Source organism: Pararhizobium sp. O133 (assembly GCF_051669845.1).
GTDB lineage: Bacteria > Pseudomonadota > Alphaproteobacteria > Rhizobiales > Rhizobiaceae > Pararhizobium.
In genome coordinates, this window is sequence record NZ_CP196426.1 from 258409 (window position 1) to 278741 (window position 20333).

16 protein-coding genes and 1 riboswitch are annotated in these 20333 nt (G+C 62.4%); of the genes, 9 read left to right on the forward strand and 7 right to left on the reverse strand.

Features of this window, described 5'->3' with window-relative positions:
- Positions 1–56: 56 nt before the first annotated feature.
- From kdpC to ACST81_RS01310, 5 genes are read right to left on the reverse strand one after another with little or no spacing between them, the layout of a single operon-like run.
- Positions 57–620, reverse strand: a complete 564-nt coding sequence (gene kdpC / locus ACST81_RS01290; RefSeq protein WP_438750999.1) for a potassium-transporting ATPase subunit KdpC — start codon at positions 618–620, stop codon at positions 57–59.
- A 12-nt stretch (positions 621–632) separates the two neighbouring features.
- Positions 633–2690 carry a potassium-transporting ATPase subunit KdpB gene (gene kdpB, locus ACST81_RS01295; RefSeq protein ID WP_438751000.1) on the reverse strand — a complete coding sequence of 686 codons (2058 nt, stop codon included), beginning with the start codon at positions 2688–2690 and terminating at the stop codon, positions 633–635.
- Between the two features lie 48 nt (positions 2691–2738).
- Entirely contained in the window at positions 2739–2918 is a 180-nt protein-coding gene (locus ACST81_RS01300; protein ID WP_438751002.1) for a hypothetical protein, read from the reverse strand.
- Between the two features lie 8 nt (positions 2919–2926).
- A complete protein-coding gene (gene kdpA, locus ACST81_RS01305) occupies positions 2927–4630 on the reverse strand; it encodes a potassium-transporting ATPase subunit KdpA (protein WP_438751003.1) in 1704 nt (567 codons plus the stop codon).
- A 27-nt stretch (positions 4631–4657) separates the two neighbouring features.
- The gene (locus ACST81_RS01310; protein ID WP_438751004.1) at positions 4658–4747 is read right to left on the reverse strand and encodes a K(+)-transporting ATPase subunit F; all 90 of its coding nucleotides are present in this window, start codon (positions 4745–4747) and stop codon (positions 4658–4660) included.
- Positions 4748–5310: 563 nt separating this feature from the next.
- Here ACST81_RS01310 and ACST81_RS01315 point away from each other — a divergent pair.
- From ACST81_RS01315 to ACST81_RS01355, 9 genes are all read left to right on the forward strand, one after another.
- Entirely contained in the window at positions 5311–8979 is a 3669-nt protein-coding gene (locus ACST81_RS01315) for a FecR domain-containing protein (protein ID WP_438751005.1), read from the forward strand.
- On the forward strand, positions 8979–10955 hold the full coding sequence (locus ACST81_RS01320; RefSeq protein ID WP_438751006.1) for a CHASE2 domain-containing protein: 1977 nt from the start codon (positions 8979–8981) through the stop codon (positions 10953–10955). Before ACST81_RS01315 ends, ACST81_RS01320 begins: the two co-directional genes overlap by 1 nt.
- Positions 10956–11032: 77 nt before the next feature.
- A riboswitch (TPP riboswitch) is annotated at positions 11033–11171 on the forward strand.
- A gap of 88 nt (positions 11172–11259) precedes the next feature.
- Positions 11260–13095: a phosphomethylpyrimidine synthase ThiC gene (gene thiC / locus ACST81_RS01325; protein ID WP_438751007.1), complete on the forward strand. Its 1836-nt coding sequence runs from the start codon at positions 11260–11262 to the stop codon at positions 13093–13095.
- A gap of 2 nt (positions 13096–13097) precedes the next feature.
- On the forward strand, positions 13098–14135 hold the full coding sequence (gene thiO, locus ACST81_RS01330) for a glycine oxidase ThiO (protein ID WP_438751008.1): 1038 nt from the start codon (positions 13098–13100) through the stop codon (positions 14133–14135).
- Positions 14132–14329, forward strand: a complete 198-nt coding sequence (gene thiS, locus ACST81_RS01335; protein ID WP_438751009.1) for a sulfur carrier protein ThiS — start codon at positions 14132–14134, stop codon at positions 14327–14329. Before thiO ends, thiS begins: the two co-directional genes overlap by 4 nt.
- Before the next feature lie 2 nt (positions 14330–14331).
- Entirely contained in the window at positions 14332–15105 is a 774-nt protein-coding gene (locus ACST81_RS01340; RefSeq protein WP_438751010.1) for a thiazole synthase, read from the forward strand.
- A complete protein-coding gene (locus tag ACST81_RS01345) occupies positions 15102–15707 on the forward strand; it encodes a thiamine phosphate synthase (protein WP_438751011.1) in 606 nt (201 codons plus the stop codon). Before ACST81_RS01340 ends, ACST81_RS01345 begins: the two co-directional genes overlap by 4 nt.
- Positions 15698–16444 carry a hydroxymethylpyrimidine/phosphomethylpyrimidine kinase gene (locus tag ACST81_RS01350; protein WP_438751012.1) on the forward strand — a complete coding sequence of 249 codons (747 nt, stop codon included), beginning with the start codon at positions 15698–15700 and terminating at the stop codon, positions 16442–16444. The genes ACST81_RS01345 and ACST81_RS01350 overlap by 10 nt, the downstream gene beginning before the upstream one ends.
- Before the next feature lie 131 nt (positions 16445–16575).
- Positions 16576–18342, forward strand: coding sequence for an SLC13 family permease (locus ACST81_RS01355; protein WP_438751013.1), 1767 nt, complete (start codon positions 16576–16578; stop codon positions 18340–18342).
- A 23-nt stretch (positions 18343–18365) separates the two neighbouring features.
- Here the strand turns inward: ACST81_RS01355 and ACST81_RS01360 are convergent, their stop codons facing one another.
- A complete protein-coding gene (locus tag ACST81_RS01360; protein WP_438751014.1) occupies positions 18366–18764 on the reverse strand; it encodes a DUF983 domain-containing protein in 399 nt (132 codons plus the stop codon).
- A gap of 141 nt (positions 18765–18905) precedes the next feature.
- On the reverse strand, positions 18906–20309 hold the full coding sequence (locus ACST81_RS01365; RefSeq protein WP_438751015.1) for a PLP-dependent aminotransferase family protein: 1404 nt from the start codon (positions 20307–20309) through the stop codon (positions 18906–18908).
- Positions 20310–20333: the final 24 nt, after the last annotated feature.

The window sequence follows — 20333 nt, forward strand, 5'->3', positions numbered from 1 at the left end:
CCTCCGTCATAGACGGAAAGCGCGGGTGCCACCTTCCGTCTCGGGCGCGATCGGCTTCAGACAGCTTTATCAAGCGCCATGTTGAGCGCCAAGACATTGACGACCGGTTCGCCGAAAATGCCGAGTTCGCGCGGCTCGATCGCCCGATCAACAAAGTCGCGCACCTTGGCTTCGTCCATGCCACGGGCCTTGGCGACGCGCGGCACCTGGAAATAGGCCGCATCCGGCGAGATATGCGGATCAAGCCCGCTTCCCGATGTGGTCACCAAGTCCATCGGCACGGCCGCACCCGGGTTTTCCGCTTTCAAAGCCTCGGCTTCCGCCTTGATCCGGTCCAGCAGCTTCGGGTTCGTCGGGCCAAGGTTGGAGCCGCTGGACGCGGCGGCATTGTAGCCGTCGCCGGCAGCCGAGGGGCGGCCATGGAAATAGGTGTCGCCGGTAAAGGCCTGACCGATCAGCGCGGAGCCGACGATCGCTCCGTCCTTCTCGACGAGGCTGCCATTGGCCTGGTGCGGGAACAGGGCCTGGGCGATGCCGGTCATACCCAGCGGATAGGCGAGGCCGGTGATGAGCGTGATGGCTACAATCATGACCAGCGCGGGTCTGAGTTGTTTCAACATGTCGAAAACTCCTTAAACGAGGCCAAGGGCGGAAATGGCCATGTCGATGGCCTTGATGCCGACGAAGGGCACGATCACGCCGCCAAGGCCGTAGATCAAAAGATTGCGCGACAGCAGCGCACCGGCGCCGACGGCACGGTAAGTGACGCCCTTCAACGACAGCGGGATCAGCGCGACGATGACCAGCGCGTTGAAGATGATGGCCGACAGGATGGCGCTTTGTGGCGAGGCAAGCCCCATGATGTTCAGCGCCGAGAGCTGCGGATAGAAGGCTAGGAACATCGCGGGGATGATGGCGAAATACTTGGCGATGTCGTTGGCGATCGAAAAGGTCGTCAGCGCGCCGCGTGTCATCAGCAGCTGCTTGCCGATCTCGACGATCTCGATGAGCTTGGTCGGGTCCGAGTCGAGATCGACCATGTTGCCGGCCTCGCGGGCGGCGACCGTGCCGGTGTTCATCGCGACGCCGACATCGGCCTGGGCAAGGGCCGGCGCATCGTTGGTACCATCGCCGCACATGGCCACCAGCTTGCCCCTGGCCTGTTCCTCGCGGATCAGCGACAGCTTGTTTTCCGGTGTCGCCTGGGCAAGGAAATCATCGACGCCGGCTTCGGCGGCGATCGCCGCCGCCGTCATCGGATTGTCGCCGGTAATCATCACCGTGCGGATGCCCATGCGGCGCAGTTCGGCGAAGCGCTCGCGGATGCCGCCCTTGACGATATCCTTGAGGTGGACGACGCCCATCAGCCTGTTATCGCGCACCACTGCCAGCGGCGTGCCGCCCGACTTGGCAATCGCGTCGGCAATGGCTTGGACTTCCCGCACGGTTTCCGGACGGGCCGAAGAGCCGAGCCCTGCGACATAAGTCAGAACCGCGTCCACGGCACCCTTGCGGATGGACGAACCTTCCAGATCGACACCGCTCATGCGGCTCTGCGCCGTGAATGGCACGAAGGTCGCGTGCAATTGCGCCATGTCGCGCGCGCGGATTCCGTATTTCTCCTTGGCAAGCACGACGATGGAACGGCCTTCCGGGGTCTCGTCGGCGAGCGAGGCAAGCTGTGCCGCATCGGCCAGTTCCTGTTGCGATACGCCGGAGACGGGGCGAAGCTCGGTCGCCTGGCGATTGCCGAGCGTGATCGTGCCGGTCTTGTCGAGAAGCAGCGTATCGATATCGCCGGCGGCCTCGACGGCGCGGCCGGACATGGCGAGCACGTTGAAACGCACCAGGCGGTCCATGCCGGCAATGCCGATCGCCGAGAGCAGCGCGCCGATCGTGGTCGGGATGAGCGTCACGAACAGGGCGACAAGCACGATGACGGGAATGGAGCCGCCGGCATAGGCGGCAAAGCTCGGAATGGTCGCAACAGCCAGCACGAAGATCAGCGTCATGCCTGCGAGCAGGATATTCAGCGCGATCTCGTTCGGTGTCTTCTGGCGCTCGGCGCCTTCGACCAGCGAAATCATCCGATCGATGAAGGTGGAGCCGGCGGCTGCGCTGATGCGAACGCGGATCCAGTCCGACAGAACCTGCGTGCCGCCGGTGACGGCCGAACGGTCACCGCCGGATTCGCGGATGACCGGCGCCGATTCACCGGTAATGGCGGCTTCGTTCACAGACGCGACGCCTTCGATCACCTCGCCATCGGATGGAATGATCTCGCCGGCCTCGACCAGCACGATATCGCCGACCTTGAGGCTGGCGCCCGAAACCATCCTGAAGTTTTTCAGGTCCGGGCCGGTGAGCAGCTTGGCCTGTGTTTCGGTGCGGGTCTTGCGCAGCGATTCCGCCTGCGCCTTGCCCCGACCTTCCGCCACGGCTTCGGCGAAATTGGCAAACAGTACCGTGAACCACAGCCAGATATTCAGCTGCAGCGAAAAGCCGAGGCCTTCGCCGCCGGTGACGAGATCGCGCAGGAACAGGATCGTGGTGAGCGACGAGACCACGGCGACGACGAACATCACCGGATTGCGGGCCAGCGTGCGCGGATCGAGCTTGGTGAAAGCCGAGCCGATGGCGGGAAGCAGGATGCGAGAGTCCAGAAGATTTGCGGATTTGGACTGGCTCATGAAGAACTCCAGTTTCTTTTGTTTTGCGACAGCCAGGCGGGAAGCGCCTCAGCCGTTGAACAATGCGGTGAAAACATGGGCGAGACCGCCGACCACCAGCAGCACGATCATCAGCGCGATGACGATGCTGGTGGCTTGAGGTCTGACCTGGGGTGCTGCCCCGCGCGGCGGATCATCGTCACGCGGATTGAGGAGCTTTCCGAATTTCTGTCGAAACAGGCTGCTCATGACGCCACCTAGAATGTTTGACCTGATATCATCGCCAGGTGCTCGACGATCGGACCGAGCGCCAGCGCCGGGAAGAAGGTGAGGCCGCCGACGATGAGGATGACCCCGCAGAGCAGCCCGACGAACAGCGGACCATGAGTTGGGAAGGTTCCGGCCGAGGCGGGTACAGTCTTCTTCATTACCAGCGAACCGGCAATGGCGAGCGCCGGGATGATCACCAGGAAACGGCCCATCAGCATGGCGATACCGAGCGTGATATTGTACCAGGGCGTGTTGCCGGTGAGCCCGCCGAAAGCCGAGCCATTGTTGGCGGCAGCCGACGTATAGGCATAGAGGATTTCCGAGAAGCCATGCGGTCCGGCATTGCCGACGGATGCGACACCGGTGGGCAGGATGACAGCAACGGCGGTGAAGCCGAGCATCGCCGCCGGCAGGATGAGGATCGCGAGAACGGCCATCTTCACTTCCTTGGCCTCGATCTTCTTGCCGAGATATTCCGGCGTGCGCCCGACCATCAGGCCGGCGACGAACACCGTCAGGATGACGAACATCAGGATGCCGTAGAATCCGGCACCGACGCCACCGACGATGACTTCGCCAAGCTCCATGTTGATCATCGGGATCAGCCCGCCAAGCGCCGTGAACGAGCCATGCATGGCATTGACCGCGCCGCAGGAGGCAGCCGTGGTAATGACGGCGAACAGCGACGACAGGACGATGCCGAAGCGGACCTCCTTGCCTTCCATGTTGCCGCCATCAATGCCCATGGCATGGACCAGCGGATTACCGGCCGCTTCCGCCCAATAGGTGAAGACGACACCGGCCAGGAACAGCACGCCCATGGTCGCGAAGATCGCCCAGCCCTGGCGCTGGTTGCCGACCATGCGGCCGAAGACATTGGTGAGGCCTGCGCCGATGGCAAAGATCGCCACCATCTGGATGAGATTGGAGATGGCATTCGGATTTTCGAACGGATGGGCGGAGTTGGCGTTGAAGAAACCGCCACCATTGGTGCCGAGCATCTTGATGGCCAGCTGCGAAGCGACCGGGCCGAGCGCGATCACCTGCTGGGCTCCTTCGATCGTCGTTGCCGTGACATAGTTGCCCAAGGTCTGGGGCACGCCGAGGGCGACGAAGACGAGGGTGAGGATGATGCAGATCGGCAGCAGGATGTAGAGCGTGGCGCGGGTCATATCGACCCAGAAATTGCCGATCGATTTGCCCGAGGCACGGGCAAAGCCGCGGATCAGGGCGATGCCGATGGCCATGCCGGTGGCGGCGGAGGCGAAGTTCTGCACCGTCAGGCCGGCCATCTGCACGAGATAGGACATCGTGCTTTCGCCGCCGTAATTCTGCCAATTGGTATTGGTCACGAAGCTCACGGCGGTGTTGAACGAAAGCTCTGGCCCGACGGCGGTCATGCCGGCCGGATTATAGGGCAGATCCCCTTGGAACCGCTGCAAAAGATAAAGGACGAGGAAGCCGGCAAGATTGAACAGGAGCAGCGCGAACACATAGTTCGTCCAGTGCTGCTCCTCCTTTTCACTGGTGCCGGAGAGCGCGTAGAGGCCGCGCTCAACCGGACGAAGCAGGGGCGATAGCGGCGTGCGCTCGCCCGAAAAGACGCGGGTCATGTAGCAGCCGAGCGGCTTGACCAGCAGAATGACGATCCCGCAGAAGATGAGGATCTGGATCCATCCGTTGAGTGTCATGGTTATAACTTTCCAACCCCGCTGCAGCTAGAAGCGCTCGGGGCGAACGAGGGCATAGGTCAGATAGACGAGGAGGAACACGGTGACCCCGCCTCCGAGCATGTAGTCGATCAGCATCGTTCCGATCCTTTGCTAGAGACGATCGCAGGCTCTCGTGTAGACAAACGAAAGCGCGAAGAACAAAACGCCGACCCCGACCAAGACAATGTCCAGCATCGATCAGGCTCCCTTGTATGATTACTGTTGGTTCCCGCCATGGCGGGAGGCGACGCGAACGAGGCCGCCGAACGCCGCAAGAGCGGAATGCGAGGCCTGAATTCCACACGCATTCTGTCGCCGAACCGCATTAAGGGTCGAGACGGGGGCCAAGGGAGAGATATAAAAATCCTATAGGGATTTTGGGGCATCGGACGCGATCTGACTCTCGCTGGTACGAGAACATATCGTTCGTCTAGCCGACGCGATCGAAACAGTCCCGATCGATTATGATGAATTTCTTATATATAAGCGCAAGTGTGCCCTCGGCTCGACTCCTGTATCAGCAGGAACAGCTACGCTTGAATTTCTGTGTTTCCGTATTATTACACCCTGACCGCAAAGCAACGCGGAGGGGGTTGTTCCGCTTGACTTTTCATGTGGTGAAATTCAGTGATCAGGCGTGCATTCGTTGGGGTTCTTGCATGAAATACGCATCCGCGGGGGTTGTGTATACATTGGCTGCGTTCTGCCTGGCTGTTCCGGCTCGGGCTGACCCTTTGCCGCGCCCATCGCCTGCCGCCGGCTCCGTGATTGCCCGCAAATCGGGTGAGGAAGTCCGCTTCGTCGATATTTCCGGCTGGCGCTATGTCGATCTGCAGCAGGACCTTCTAAGCGGCGACGTCTTGCGCACCAACGCCACCGGCCAGCTTGCCGTTCTCTTTTCCGACCGCACCCAGGTTCGTCTCGGCCGCAACACCTCGCTTCTGGTCAAGCAGATGGATGGCAGCGGCGATACCGGGCTCGAACTCCAGTCCGGCACGATCTGGGCGCGCGCCGAACGCGGCGGCCAAGGCGTGACCATCGACACCCCCGCCGCCGCCGCCGCCATTCGCGGTACCGACTGGACCATGACCGTCGCCGACGGAAAGACATCGCTGATCGTGCTGGAAGGTCTGGTCGAACTCAAGAACGAGTTCGGCAGCGTTCAGGTGGCGCAGGGCGAAGGGGCGGTCGCGGCGATCGGCAAGGCGCCGTCGAAGGTCATTATTGCCAAGCCCAAGGAACGCGAACAAATGCTGTTCAACTTGTCGCTTCGTGATTCCTTCCGATGGATGCCGCCGACCAGTCTCACGGCCCAAGCGCAACGCCGCCTTCGGGATGAGGTGGAAGCCAAGCCGGCACAGGACCGCACGGCGGAAGATTGGCTCGGGCTTGCCGAAAGCTCGGTGACGCTCGAGGGACGGCAGAAAACGCGCGCAGCCCTGGTGGCCGCACGGGCGTTGGGCCTTGACGGCCGCCAGAAGGCGCGGGCCACCCTTGTCGAGGCCATGCTCACCGGCACGGAAAACCGCTACGCCGAGGCGGCGAAGCTGTTCGCCGAGGCACAAAAGGGGCTCGATCCCAGCCGTGCCGGTGTCGCGCGGTATGGCGGCTATATCGCTCGTTCCCTTGCCGATCCAAACCATGTCGAAACGCCGCCGCAAGCGGTGGACAGCGTGTCGTCCGCGATCGGTGCGGCATGGGTGGCCGGCTTCCGTGAAGACGTGCGCGCCGCACTCGATATCGTCAAGAAGGCCGAGCGTTCGCATCCGGACGATGCCATGTTACCGGCCGCGCGGGCGCAGCTTGCCATTTTGCTTGCGGACGAAGCCGAAGCCAAGGATGCGATCGACCAGGCACTCAGCCTCGACCCCGACAATCCGGAGGCGCTGGATGCGCGCGCCACCTACAAGATGGGCATAGCCTTCGATCGCAAGGGCGCCGTGGATGACCTGCTGCGTGCCGTCACCGTCGCGCCGGGTGAAAGCAATATCTGGAATACGCTCGGCCTTGCCCATTCCGACCGCGACGACAACCGCAAGGCCGAGGAAGCATTCAAGAGAGCCATCGAACTCGATCCGCTCGACCCGCTTCCCCACGCCAATCTTGCCATCCTCTACCTCGACGAGATGCGCATGGAGGAAGCCAAGCGGGAAATCGATCTGGCAATGAAAGTCGATCCGAGCTTCGACATGGTTCTTCTGGCCCGCGGCCGATACCACATGCAGATGGGCGACACCGACAAGGCCATGCAGGACCTGCTGGCGGCTTCGGCATCCAATCCCGGCGTCTCGAATACGCAGCTTCTGCTGGCGGCGGCGCATTATGCGAAGAAGGAATCCGATCCGACGGCGCAGGCGCTCGATAACGCCCAGCGGCTTGATCCCTACGATCCCGTGGTCGCCGTCGTGCGCACGGCGATTGCCATCGATGAATACGATGCCGATACGGCGATCAAATATGCCCAGGAGATCATGCGCCTGACGCGGGCGCGCGGCGGCGATTATGCCTCCCTCGGCGCCAACCAGACGGCCGGTTCCACGCTGAATGACGCCTTCCGGCTACAAGGCCTGGATGCCTGGGGGCAATATTACGGGGATGCGGTCTTCGACCCGTTCACTGCGACGAGCTATTTCGACCAGGCCGTGCGCGGCAGTATCAGCCCGTTCCTCAACAGCTATTCCACGGCGTTGGCGCCATGGTCTCCGCTGGGTAACCAGGACAGCTATTCCGCCTATATCCAGGGCCTGCTTCTCGGACCACACATGCTGGCAAGCCGGGAGCGCGCGAACAACCTCCTCGACGAGCCATTCTTCGAAACGGAACTGACAGGTGGCTTCGTGACGGGCGGGCGGGAGACCACTTATACAGGCGGCGCCGAGGTCAGGGGCTTTACCTATAGTCCCTTCCCGATCAGCATTCAGGGCGACATCAACTGGAGCCAGCCCCGCAACGAGATCGAAAGGCCAGAGAACGGCAATGTCCTCCAGGATGCGGATATCGAGGCGGGTACCGGTTATATAACGATGTCGCCGACGCCGGATGATCGTATCGTTGCGTTTACGACCTACGCATCGTCGGACAGTTTTCGCAACGACGAGCCCCTGACGATCTTTGACGGCTCTGTTCTCGATCTGGACTCCTCGGAACTATCGAGTGGTTTGGCCTGGAGCCACACGTTCGGCTACAAGAATGTTCTGAATGCCGGGATCTTTTACAATGATCAGAAAGTAAAAAGCCAAACGGATGAAACCGGGCTGATCAATATTGAAGGAACAAATCTCCTCTATAATAGAGCCAGCGTCAGTGAAGTTCGGGTGCAAAGCTATACAGCCGCCTTGAGCCACATCATCGGCAATGATGACCTGACTTGGCGTTATGGCGTCGAAGGAAGTTTCGTAAAGAACGAATCAACCTCTCAGCAGGGCACACTCTACTATCTGTTTGACGGCAACAGCGATCCGGATTTCTTCAGCCTCCCGCCGGAAGAAGTCGTCGATACCAGAAATCGCCTCGCCCGCGCCTATCTCGACGCCCGCTATGAAATAACCCCGTCCCTGACCCTGGAGGCGGCAGCATTCGGTCGCTTCCTTGACGGCGACGACGAGAGCCTGACGCGCTTCGAGCCTCGCCTCGGCCTGGCCTGGAGCCCGATCGAAAACCATTGGCTGCGTTTCGGCTATCTGCGCGAAGGTGAAAACTTCCAGGCACCGACGCTTGCGCCCGTCGGTATCGTCGGATTGCAAAGCAACCAGATCAATCTCGATGACGACGGCTACACCGACACTTTCGCTTTCCGCTGGGATGCGCAATGGTCCGATCGCTTCTTCACGGCCTTCGATTACCAGCGGCAGGAGGCACACAAGGTTTCACTGGTCCAGCCGCTGGAAATTCCGACGCTCGACTTCGACAGGGCGCGCATCGACCGCGCGGCGATCACCGCGAACCTCGCTCTCGGTCATGGTTTCGGTCTCTCGGCCACCTATGCCCATCTCGATTCCAAGAATCTCGACCCGCTGACCGGTGGTTATGGCGGCTCACTGATCTTCGTGCCCGACCAGACCGGCCAGATCGCCGTGACCTGGGTCAATCCGGCCAATATCAAGCTGACGGTGGCCGCCAATTATGTCGGCGAACGCGTCGGAGACGATGGCGGCACCATATTGGACGACTACTGGACGCTTGATGCTGGCCTGACGTGGGAGCCTCTCGACAAGCAGGTCGAACTGGAGCTTTCCGCCTATAACCTGCTTGACGAGGATTTCGAGCTGGCGCCGGGCGTCAAGGGCTGGGGACCGACCGTCAAGGGCACGCTCTCGGTACGTTTCTGATGCAGCCGGGAAAAAAGCCGAAATCGCCGGCCAGTCGATCGCCGCATCAGAAGGCGCGTTTTCGTCAGGTCCGCCTCGGCTTGCTGAGCCTGTTCGTGACAGTGGCTCTGACCCTCTTGTCGCTCACCTCCCCCTGGTCGCTGATCGAGCTACGCAGCTTCGATTATCTCTCGACGCTGTCTCCGCCCACAGTTCCGGCCGACAGTCCTATCGTGGTCGCCATCGATGAGCCGTCGATGGCGGAGATCGGCAGTCAGTGGCCATGGCCGCGGGCTCTGCATGCGCGGCTGACGGAAGCGCTGCGGGCGGCGGGCGCCAGGGCAATCGGGTTCGATGTGATCTTCGCCGAGCCGGCGGCGGACCCTGAAAACGACATGGCCTTGGCGGCGGCGCTGGGACCCGACGTGGTTCTGGCCGGCGACGAAACGCTGATCAGGACGCCGCAGGCCGATCAGTTGGTTCGCACAGAACCCTTGCCGGACTTCATCGCACGGGGTGCCCGCACCGGCATCGCCTCGGTGCAGCTGAGCGGCGACGGCACCTTGCGGCAGTTGCCGATCTATGACGATGGTTTTGCCGCGCAACTGGCGCGGACGGCTGGACGAACCGAGCCGAGCCCGACCGGGCCGGCGCTTCTCCAGATGATCGGCCCGGCGCGCACCTATCCAACGGTTTCCTATTACCAGGCGCTTGATCCTGCCCAGTTTCTGCCGCCCGGCTTCTTCCGCGACCGGGTGGTGATCGTCGGGCTCAGCCTGCAAAATGCGCCGACACTTGCTGCCGGCGGGGCCGACGCCTTTGCGACCGCCTTTACCGTCCATACCGGCCATCTGGTGGCCGGCGCCGAAATCCAGGCGACGATTTACGACAATATCGCCCATGGTCTGTTCATCGACCGGGCCGGCCGGCCGGCCGTCATCGCCGCGATCGTGCTCGGCGCCCTGCTCGCCGCGGCGCTGGTCTTTCGCGCGACGGGCTGGCAGACGGCGGCGCTGGGCTTGCCCGCGCTCGTGATCTTCGCGCTGGCGAGCTATGCACTGCTGCGCTTCGGGCAGGTCTTCATCTCGCCTGTTGGCCCGGCCCTTTCCTTCCTGTTCGTCGTCTCGGGCCAAGTGGCGCTCGATTATTCCGCCGAACGCCGCAGCCGGCGCGACATTACCCGCGCCTTCTCGCGTTATCTTTCGCCGGCTCTGGTCGAGCGTCTGGCCCATGACCCGTCGCAACTGAAGCTCGGCGGCGAGCGGCGGACGCTGACGATCCTGTTCTGCGACGTGCGTGGCTTTACCACCATTTCCGAAGCGCTGAAGGACGACCCGGAGCAGCTGACGACGCTGATCAACCGGCTTCTGACGCCGCTGTCGGAAATCGTGCTCGAAAGCGGCGGCACGATCGACAAATATATCGGCGACTGCCTGATGGCCTTCTGGAACGCGCCGCTCGACGACAAGAAGCATGCAAGCCATGCCGTCGGCGCGGCGCTGAAAATGCTGGAGGCGATGGACGTTCTCAATGCCGAACTGCGCGAGGAGGCGAAGGCGCGCTCGACCAAGCCGCAAACCCTGCGCATCGGTATCGGCATCAACACCGGCGATTGCGTCGTCGGCAATATGGGCTCGTCCCGCCGGTTCGACTATTCGGTGCTGGGCGATTCGGTCAATCTCGCCTCGCGTCTCGAGGGCGAATCGAAGAATTACGGCGTGCCGCTGCTGATCGGCGAACAGACCGCGCGGCTGAGTGCCGAGGATTTCACCGTCGCCGAACTCGACAGCATCACCGTCAAGGGCCGCACCACGCTGTCGCCGATCTTCACGGTGTTGCAGCCGGTGCCGGCGGATGCGCTCACCCGCCATGCTGCCGTCGTCCAGGCCAAATATGCCGGTGATCTCACGGCCGGAAGCCCAGAATTTGCCGCGCTCGAGAGCGAAATTCCGCAGCTTCAGCCCTACTACCAGATGATGCGATCCCGCATGCACTGAGCCGGGTAAGCATCTCGGGCCGACTTTCTGCTCGCGAAACCGCCTTGACGCTCCGGCAGAAACTGTGCCTAACTTGGCGCATTCACCAGGGGGGTCCCGACAAGGGGCTGAGATTCTGCTGGCGTGAAAGGTGGCCCTGCCATCCTCAAGCAGCGCAGTGACCCGTTGAACCTGATCCAGTTCATACTGGCGTAGGGACGGTGCAAGCGCTGCCACGACTCGGATTCCGTTTGCGGAGCCGCGTCAGCGTCTTTTCATCATTCCGGCTCTGTTGACTGGGTCTCCAACCTTTGGAGCCTCAACCATGACGATTGCCGCAAAACCTCTCACTCCGACCGTTACCACCGGGCCGCTGCCCGCCTCCCGCAAAATCCATATTCCGGGTGAACTGCACCCCGAGGTCCGCGTGCCGATGCGCGAGATTGCCGTGCATCCGACATCGGGCGAGCCGCCCGTCACCGTCTACGATCCCTCCGGCCCCTACACCGATCCCGCCCATATCGTCTCGATCGACACCGGCCTGCCACGCCACCGCGCGCAGTGGCTGGCGGCCTACAACGATGTCGAGGCCTATGGCGGACGGCACGTCAAGCCGGAGGACAACGGCTTTGCCAGCGGCGACAAGCTGACGCCGGAATTTCCTATCCGCAACCGGCCGCTGAAGGCGCGTGATGGCAAGGCGGTGACCCAGCTTGCCTATGCCCGCGCCGGCATCATCACGCCGGAAATGGAATATATCGCCATCCGCGAAAACCTCGGTCGCAAGGCGGCGAGGGAAGCGCTGGTGCGCGACGGCGAGAGTTTTGGCGCCCGCATACCGGATCATGTCACCGCCGAATTCGTTCGCCAGGAGGTCGCGCGCGGCCGAGCGGTCATCCCCGCCAATATCAACCATCCTGAATCCGAACCGATGATTATCGGTCGGAATTTCCTGGTGAAGATCAACGCCAATATCGGCAATTCCGCCGTCACCTCGTCGATGGCCGAAGAGGTCGAGAAGATGGTCTGGGCGACGCGCTGGGGCGCCGACACCGTCATGGACCTCTCCACCGGCCGCAACATCCACAATATCCGCGAATGGATCATCCGCAATTCACCCGTCCCGATCGGCACCGTACCGCTCTACCAGGCGCTGGAAAAGGTCAATGGCATCGCCGAGGACCTGACCTGGGAGGTCTATCGCGACACGCTGATCGAGCAGGCGGAACAAGGCGTCGATTATTTCACCATTCATGCCGGCGTCCGGCTCGCCTATATCCCGCTCACCGTCAACCGCGTCACCGGCATCGTCTCGCGCGGCGGCTCGATCATGGCAAAGTGGTGTCTGCATCATCACAAGGAGAGCTTTCTCTACGAGCATTTCGACGAAATCTGCGATATCGCCCGCGCCTATGACGTCACCTTCTCGCTCGGCGACGGCCTGCGTCCGGGCTCGATCGCCGATGCCAATGATGCGGCACAATTCGCCGAACTGGAAACGCTGGGCGAACTGACCCAGATCGCCTGGGCCAAGGACTGCCAGGTCATGATCGAAGGCCCCGGCCATGTGCCGATGCACAAGATCAAGGAGAACATGGACAAGCAACTCGAGGTCTGCGGCGAAGCACCCTTCTACACGCTCGGGCCGCTGACGACCGATATCGCGCCGGGTTACGATCACATCACCTCGGGCATCGGCGCCGCGATGATCGGCTGGTTCGGCACGGCCATGCTCTGCTATGTCACGCCGAAGGAGCATCTCGGCCTGCCCGACCGCAACGACGTCAAGGTCGGCGTCATCACCTACAAGATCGCCGCCCATGCCGCCGATCTCGCCAAGGGACATCCAGCGGCGCAGCTGCGCGATGACGCATTGTCGCGCGCCCGTTTCGAGTTCCGCTGGGAAGACCAGTTCAACCTGTCGCTCGATCCGGAAACGGCGCGTTCCTTCCACGACGAAACCCTGCCGAAGGAAGCCCATAAGGTGGCGCATTTCTGCTCCATGTGCGGCCCGAAATTCTGCTCGATGCGGATCTCCCACGATATCCGGGCCGAGGCGCAGAAGGAGGGACTTGAGGCGATGGCCGCGAAATTCCAGGCGGGCGGCGATCTCTACATGCCGCTCGGCCCCGACGGAACCATCGCACCGGCAGGAGAGTGACCATGCGCGTGTTGATCCGGGGGGCCGGCGTTGCCGGCCTCACGCTCGCTCATGAGCTTGCCTCGAAAGGCGTCGAAGTCAAGGTCGCGGAAAAAGCAGCGCGGCCCGGCGGCGGTGCATCCTGGTTTGCCGGCGGTATGCTGGCGCCTTGGTGCGAGCGCGAAAATGCACCGGAGGAGGTCTTGCAACTCGGGCGCTCGGCGGTCGACTGGTGGGATGCAGCCCTGCCTGGCCATGTCAAGCGCAAGGGAACGCTGGTCGTCGCACCACCGCGCGACGCGGCCCACCTCGTCTGCTTTGCCGGCCGAACCTCTGGTTTCGGCTGGCTGGGTGCCGGGGAAATCGACACCCTCGAGCCCTCACTTGCCGGCCGGTTCGGCAAGGCACTGTATTTCGCAGACGAGGCGCATCTCGATCCTCGCCGCGCCATCAATGCCCTGCATGAAAAGCTTGTCGGCATGGGTGTGCGCTTTCACTTCGACGCACCCGCTTTCCCCGAAAAGGGTTTCGGCCGTGTCATCGACTGTACCGGGGCGCGGGCTATCGGCGACGATCCGAGCCTGCGGGGCGTGCGCGGCGAAATGCTGATTCTGGAAACGCCGGAGGTGCAGCTCTCGCGCCCCGTCCGGCTGCTGCATCCGCGCATTCCGCTCTACATCGTGCCTCGCACGAACAACCGCTTCATGATCGGCGCGACGATGATCGAAAGCGAGGATGCAGGCCCCGCCAGCGCCCGCTCGCTGATGGAACTGCTGAACGCCGCCTATGCGCTGCATCCGGCTTTCGGCGAGGCGCGGGTGATCGAGACCGGCGCCGGCGTGCGGCCGGCTTATCCGGATAATCTTCCGGCCTTCTCCGACGTTGGCGGAACTTTGCGCGTCAACGGCTTCTATCGCCACGGCTTCCTGCTCGCCCCCGCGATTGCCGCACACGCGGCGGGTCACATTTTTTCGGCCCTCTCCGGAAAATCCGGCGGGCGGACATACCCGCCGCCCATCCATGGACATTCAAACTCACCCTGCATTGGAGCAAGCCAATGAACCTGACGATCAACGGCGAGGATCACCAGACGGACATTTCCGTGCTGTCGGACCTGCTGATCTCCCTCGAATACGAAGGCGACTGGCTGGCGACGGCCGTCAACGGCGAACTGGTGCATCGCGAGGAGCGCGCAGGCTTCAGCCTGTCCGACCGCGACCGCATCGAAATCCTCTCGCCGATGCAGGGAGGCTGACCATGCTGACGCTCTATGGAACATCGATCGCCTCGCGCCTGCTGCTCGGCACCTCGCGTTATCCATCGCCATCCATCCTTGGCGAAGCCATCCGGCGTTCGCAAACGGAAATCGTCACCGTGTCCCTTCGCCGCGAGACGGGGGGCGGCAAGAGCGGTGGGGCGTTCTTCGAGCTGATCCGCTCGCTTAGCGTCCGGGTCCTGCCCAACACCGCCGGCTGCCACACCGCGCGCGAAGCCGTGCTGACGGCGAAGATGGCGCGCGAGGTCTTTGCCACCAACTGGATCAAGCTCGAGGTCATCGGCAATCACGACACGCTGCAGCCGGATGTCTTTGCATTGGTCGAGGCGGCCAAAATCCTCACAGAGGACGGCTTCGAGGTCTTTCCCTATACGACCGATGACCTCGTCGTGGCCGAGCGGCTGCTGGATGCTGGGTGCAAGGTGTTGATGCCCTGGTGCGCGCCGATCGGTTCGGCCATGGGGCCGATCAACTCCATGGCGCTTCGCAGCATGCGCGGCCATTTTCCGGATATTCCGCTGATCGTCGATGCCGGGATCGGCCGACCGTCGCATGCCGCGACAGTGATGGAGCTCGGCTTTGATGCCGTGCTCTTGAATACGGCAGTAGCCGGCGCAGATGACCCCGCCGCGATGGCGCAAGCCTTTGCCGGCGCCATCAATGCAGGCCACATGGCCCATGCGGCGGGCATGCTGGAGCCGCGCGACATGGCCGTTCCCTCGACGCCGGTGATCGGCAAGGCGGTTTTTTCATGAAGCTCGACCCCTTCTACCTGATCGTTGACAGCGCCGGCTGGATCGAACGGCTGGTGCCGCTCGGCGTCAAGCTGGTGCAACTGCGCAAGAAGGATGGCGGCGATGCGGAACTGCGCGCCGAGATTCGCCGCGCCAAGGCGACCTGCGCCGCCCATGATTGCCAGCTTGTTATCAACGATCACTGGCGGCTGGCGATCGACGAGAGGTGCGACTTCGTCCATCTCGGCCAGGAAGATCTGGCTGTTGCCGATTTCAAGGCGATCCGCGCCGCAGGGTTGAAGCTCGGGCTTTCGACCCATGACGAGGCGGAGCTTGAGACAGCACTCTCCGCCTCCCCCGATTATGTGGCGCTCGGGCCGGTCTGGCCGACCATCCTGAAAAAGATGAAATGGACGCCGCAGGGGCTGGACCGGCTGCGGGACTGGAGGGCCCGGATCGGCGAATTGCCACTCGTTGCGATTGGCGGCCTCAATATCGACCGGATCGATTGCGTTTTCGCGCATGATGCAAACTCGGCGGCCGTCGTCACCGACATCACGCTGAATGCCGATCCGGAGGCCCGTACCCGGCAATGGATCGAGAAGACGGCGCCATGGCGCTGATACCGCATGTCCTGGTCGTCGCCGGCTCGGATTCTTCCGGTGGCGCCGGGATCGTTCGCGACATCGAGACACTCGCGGCTTTTGGAGTAAAGGCTTCCGCGGCGATTACCGCTGTTACTGTCCAGACCCATGCCAGCGTTGGCCATGTCGACACGGTCGCGCCGGATATCGTCGCGGCACAGATGCGGGCGTCGCTTGCCGCCAATACCGTCGCGGCGATCAAGATCGGCATGCTGGCGACATCCGATACGGTATCGGCCGTCGCCGAAGTCGTTGCCGGTCATCCGGATATTCCGGTGGTGATCGATCCCGTTCTGGTTTCGACGTCAGGCGTCGCTCTGCTGCCCCCCGATGCCAGACCCGGGCTACTCGCCTTGTTCCGCCAGTGTACGGTGGTCACGCCGAACCTCCCGGAACTGTCCTGGCTGGCCTCTGGTCCGTCGGACGATGCGACCACGCAGGCCGGGAATCTGATTCGGTCCGGCGCGCGGGCAGTACTTGTCAAGGGCGGTCATGGCACGGGCGAGCAATCGATCGATGTCCTGCTCCGCCCCGGCCATCAAGACCACCCTTTTGCAACGCGCCGTCTCGCAATCACAATGCGCGGCACCGGCTGCATGCTGGCAAGCGCCATCGCCGCGCGCCTTGCCCATGGCGACGAACTTGCTGCCGCGATTGATGCCGCCAAGGCCTATGTTCACGGCAAACTCGTAGACAAGATGCCCCACGGAACGTAGGTCAAGCACAGTGAAATTCTGTCAGCGGCCCGGTGCCCAACAGATCGGCCAGCCAATCTCGATTTTTTTTGCGCCACGCGTATATCAATATCGGGTCTCGTGCGTTTACCGGCACCCACCAGGATAAAAACATGCGATCAGATCAATGGCTCTCCCTCATCATCATCGCCCTGATGATGGCGGCTTTCGTATGGGGCCGCTACCGGTACGATATCGTTGCCGCAGGTTCGCTGCTCGCGGCGGTCATCGTCGGCATCGTTCCGGCCAAGGAGGCATTCTCGGGTTTCTCGGATGACATCGTCATCATCGTGGGAAGCGCCCTTGTAGTCAGCGCGGCGATCTCCCGATCCGGCGTCATGGATATCGCACTGCGCCGTGTCTCACCGGAGAAACGCGGGCCAAGGATGCAGTTGATCATTCTTGTCGTCATCGTTGCGGTTCTCTCGGCGTTCATCAAGAATATTGGCGCATTGGCGATCATGATTCCCGTCGCCGTGCAGATGGCGCGCAAATCCAGTGTTTCTCCGTCCATGTTCCTCATGCCGATGTCGTTTGCCTCGCTGCTGGGTGGATTGATGACGCAGATCGGCACATCGCCGAACATCATCGTCTCGCGGGTGCGCGAGGAAATCACCGGCACGCCCTTCACGATGTTCGACTACACGCCGGTCGGCGCGGCCCTGACGGCGATCGGCATCCTGTTTCTCGGCGCCTGCTACAGGCTCTTGCCGGAGCGGCGGAAAGACGAAGCCTCGATGCACGAGGCGGTCAAGATCAAGAACTACACCACCGAGGCAAGCCTCACCGCACAGTCCACCGCCGTCGGCCAATCGATCGCGTGGCTGCAGAAGCCGGCTCAGGGCGACGCCATGGTCACGGCCATCATCAGCGACAACGGGACAAGGCGCACGCCCCTGCCGGACACGATCCTCAAGGATGGCGATGTCCTGATCATCGAGGGGGAACAGGGTGCGCTCGACAAGATCGTCAGCGAGGGAAAGCTGCAACTGTCCGACCGCAAGCATGCAAAGGATGCGGTCAAGGACGTCAGTTCGGTCGAGGCGATCGTCGGCGAACATTCCCGCCTGATCGGGCTGAGCGCCAAGGACCTGTCACTGTTCGAAAATACCGGCCTGAACCTTCTCGCCGTCAGCCGCCGCGACAAGCGGTTTGTCGAACGCCTGGGCGAGATCAAGATCCGCAACGGCGACGTTCTGGTCCTGCAAGGCGATTTGCAGCGCCTGCCGGACATGTTGCGCGAATGGGACTGCCTGCCCCTGGTCGAACGCGATCTGAAGCTGGGGAGCGTCCGCAACGGCCTCATCCCGGTGTTGATCCTGATGGCAACGATGGGAGCCACCGCGTTCGGTGGCGTGCCGATTGCAACCGCATTCTTCGCGGCTGCCTTCCTGATGATCGTCTCCGGATCCGTGCCGCTGCGCAGCCTTTACAGTCATCTCGACGCCCCTATCCTGATCATGCTGGCGGCGTTGATCCCCATCAGCGATTCACTCAGGACCACGGGCACCACCGACGTCATCGCCGATCTGCTTTCGAGGACCGCGGCGATCCTGCCGCCCTATGGCGCTCTCGCGCTGATCCTGGCGGCGGCGATGGCGGTCACGCCGTTCCTCAACAATGCAGCGACTGTCCTGGTCATGGCCCCGATCGCAGCGACTTTCGCGGAAAAACTGGGGTTCGCACCCGACGCGTTCCTGATGGCTGTCGCGATTGGCGCCGGCTGCGATTTTCTGACGCCGATCGGGCATCAGTGCAATACGCTCGTCATGGGTCCGGGCGGCTACCGCTTTGGAGACTATGCGCGGCTGGGCCTGCCGCTATCGATCCTCGTGCTGATCGTCAGCGTGCCCCTGCTGCTAATCGCCTGGCCGATATGAATGTCACCACTGCATGAAAGATGCTAGGGACTCTCGCTTGACGCAGGCGGGCGGCGCGCCAGCTTTCCCTCCTCGGCCTTGTAGAAATATTGGCTTGCGACAAGCCAACCCTTCAACGGTCGCAGAGGTGGAATGCAGGTCGCCAGCATGAACGGACCGGTGACGAGAAGGTGCACCCACAAAGGCGCGTTATACTGAACCTCAAGCCAGACGCCGAGCAGTGCGCTTGGAACACAGCCGAAGCAGATGACGAAGAAGGCCGGACCATCGGCCGGATCGGCGAAGCCATAATCGAGGCCGCACACCTCGCATTCGGGCCGCAGCTTGAGGAAACCACTGAAGATGTGGCCCTGGCCGCAGCGCGGGCAGCGACCTTTTAGGCCTGTCCTGGTCGGCGGGATCGGCGGCCATTCCGTGTGCATGACGAATGCTCCTGTGATCTACAATCAATTGTTATTGACTGCATTCAATATATCATCATTATTTGGATTGAACCTATACGGCATAGTGACGCATAGCGTCGCTCAGGAAATGAGACATGACGATGCAGCAGGCAGTTTGACCTAGAAGAAGGATGCCGAGCGCTCGGGCGGGCCTTCGAGGGCATGCCCCATGAACTCCAACGCGCCTTGAAGTTTCTCGCGGTCGATCGGGCCGCCGAGGCAGACACGCACCGCTTCCGGTGCGATACCCTCGACGGTGAAGGCATCGCTGGCAACGACGCCGATGCCGGCCAAGCGCATATGGCTGGCAAAGATGGAGCGCGTCCAGCCATTGACCAGCGGCAGCCATATGTTGAAGCTGATCGGATCGCTGCGATAGCTTCCGGCAGGCAGGACGGCGGCCACCATGTCCTGCCGTGCCGATGCCTCCTCGCGCAGGAATCGCAGGATCGCATCGGCCGTTCCGTCTTCGATCCAGCGCGTCGCAAGCGCCATGGTGAGCGGCGAGGCCATGACATTTACGGCCCGCATCGCGCCGGCGAACGGCCAGATCGCCTTGCTATCCGGGGCGACGACATAGGCCAGTCGCAGGCCGGCGCCGAGACATTTAGCCAAGCCACCGATATGCCACGTCAGATCCGGCGCGAGGGCGGCGAAGGGCGTCGGCGCCTGTTGCGGAATGAACCCGTAGGCATCGTCTTCGATGATCGGCACGCGATATTTCCGGGCGACCATGCAGATGTCACGCCGACGCTGCTCGGGAATTGTCAGCGTCAGCGGGTTCTGCAGGGTCGGATTGAGATAAAGCGCCTTCGGCTGCAACCGTTCGCAGGCCTCCGCGAAAGCATCCGGCAGAATACCGTCTTCGTCCATCGGCAAGCCGGACAAGGCAAGACCGAGTTGCGCGGCGATCGCGCGAATACCGGGATAGGTGATGTTTTCTGAGAGGATGCGTTCACCCGACCTGGCCAGCAGGCCGCAAATCGCCAGCAGCGCCGGATGCGCGCCCGGCGTCACGAAGATTCGTTCCTGCGACGGCACAAGACCCCGTCGGGCGAGCCAGCCAGCCGCGGCCTCCTTGTCCATTGGCGAACCGCCAAAACCCTGATAGCGCAGCAGCGGAACGAGGTTCGCCGCCACCGTCGCCATGCCTTCGCGCATGCGGGAGATGAGGTCCGGATCGGAAGGTTCCGGCGGCAGGTTCATGGAAAGATCCATAGCCGCTTCCCGGTAAAGATCGGGGGCAAGATTGGAGACCGAACCGCCGCTCGCCTTGTTTGGTCCGCCCGTCACGAACGTGCCGCGCCCCACATGCGAATCCACCAAACCACGCTTCTGCGCCTCGGCATAACCGCGGGCGACGGTGGTGAAATCGATATCGAGACGCTTGGCGAGTTCCCGCTGCGGCGGCAAGCGGTCGCCAACGTCAAGCACACCGCTGCGCAAATCCATCTCGATCAGATCGGCAATCGCCATGTAGCGCGGGCTGCTGCTCAAGCTGATATCCGGTCGCCAGTCTTTCATGCGGTTTGCCAATATTTTTAACGT

Excerpts from the sequence above, each read along its gene's own strand:
- ACST81_RS01320 (WP_438751006.1), top strand. The coding sequence starts at position 8,979 with ATGCAGCCGGGAAAAAAGCCGAAATCGCCGGCCAGTCGATCGCCGCAT.
- kdpA (WP_438751003.1), bottom strand. The coding sequence starts at position 4,630 with ATGACACTCAACGGATGGATCCAGATCCTCATCTTCTGCGGGATCGTC.
- ACST81_RS01350 (WP_438751012.1), top strand. The coding sequence starts at position 15,698 with ATGGCGCTGATACCGCATGTCCTGGTCGTCGCCGGCTCGGATTCTTCC.
- thiS (WP_438751009.1), top strand. The coding sequence starts at position 14,132 with ATGAACCTGACGATCAACGGCGAGGATCACCAGACGGACATTTCCGTG.
- ACST81_RS01365 (WP_438751015.1), bottom strand. The coding sequence starts at position 20,309 with ATGAAAGACTGGCGACCGGATATCAGCTTGAGCAGCAGCCCGCGCTAC.
- ACST81_RS01340 (WP_438751010.1), top strand. The coding sequence starts at position 14,332 with ATGCTGACGCTCTATGGAACATCGATCGCCTCGCGCCTGCTGCTCGGC.
- thiC (WP_438751007.1), top strand. The coding sequence starts at position 11,260 with ATGACGATTGCCGCAAAACCTCTCACTCCGACCGTTACCACCGGGCCG.
- thiO (WP_438751008.1), top strand. The coding sequence starts at position 13,098 with ATGCGCGTGTTGATCCGGGGGGCCGGCGTTGCCGGCCTCACGCTCGCT.
- ACST81_RS01300 (WP_438751002.1), bottom strand. The coding sequence starts at position 2,918 with ATGAGCAGCCTGTTTCGACAGAAATTCGGAAAGCTCCTCAATCCGCGT.
- ACST81_RS01310 (WP_438751004.1), bottom strand. The coding sequence starts at position 4,747 with ATGCTGATCGACTACATGCTCGGAGGCGGGGTCACCGTGTTCCTCCTC.
- kdpB (WP_438751000.1), bottom strand. The coding sequence starts at position 2,690 with ATGAGCCAGTCCAAATCCGCAAATCTTCTGGACTCTCGCATCCTGCTT.
- ACST81_RS01315 (WP_438751005.1), top strand. The coding sequence starts at position 5,311 with ATGAAATACGCATCCGCGGGGGTTGTGTATACATTGGCTGCGTTCTGC.
- ACST81_RS01355 (WP_438751013.1), top strand. The coding sequence starts at position 16,576 with ATGCGATCAGATCAATGGCTCTCCCTCATCATCATCGCCCTGATGATG.
- ACST81_RS01345 (WP_438751011.1), top strand. The coding sequence starts at position 15,102 with ATGAAGCTCGACCCCTTCTACCTGATCGTTGACAGCGCCGGCTGGATC.
- ACST81_RS01360 (WP_438751014.1), bottom strand. The coding sequence starts at position 18,764 with ATGCACACGGAATGGCCGCCGATCCCGCCGACCAGGACAGGCCTAAAA.
- kdpC (WP_438750999.1), bottom strand. The coding sequence starts at position 620 with ATGTTGAAACAACTCAGACCCGCGCTGGTCATGATTGTAGCCATCACG.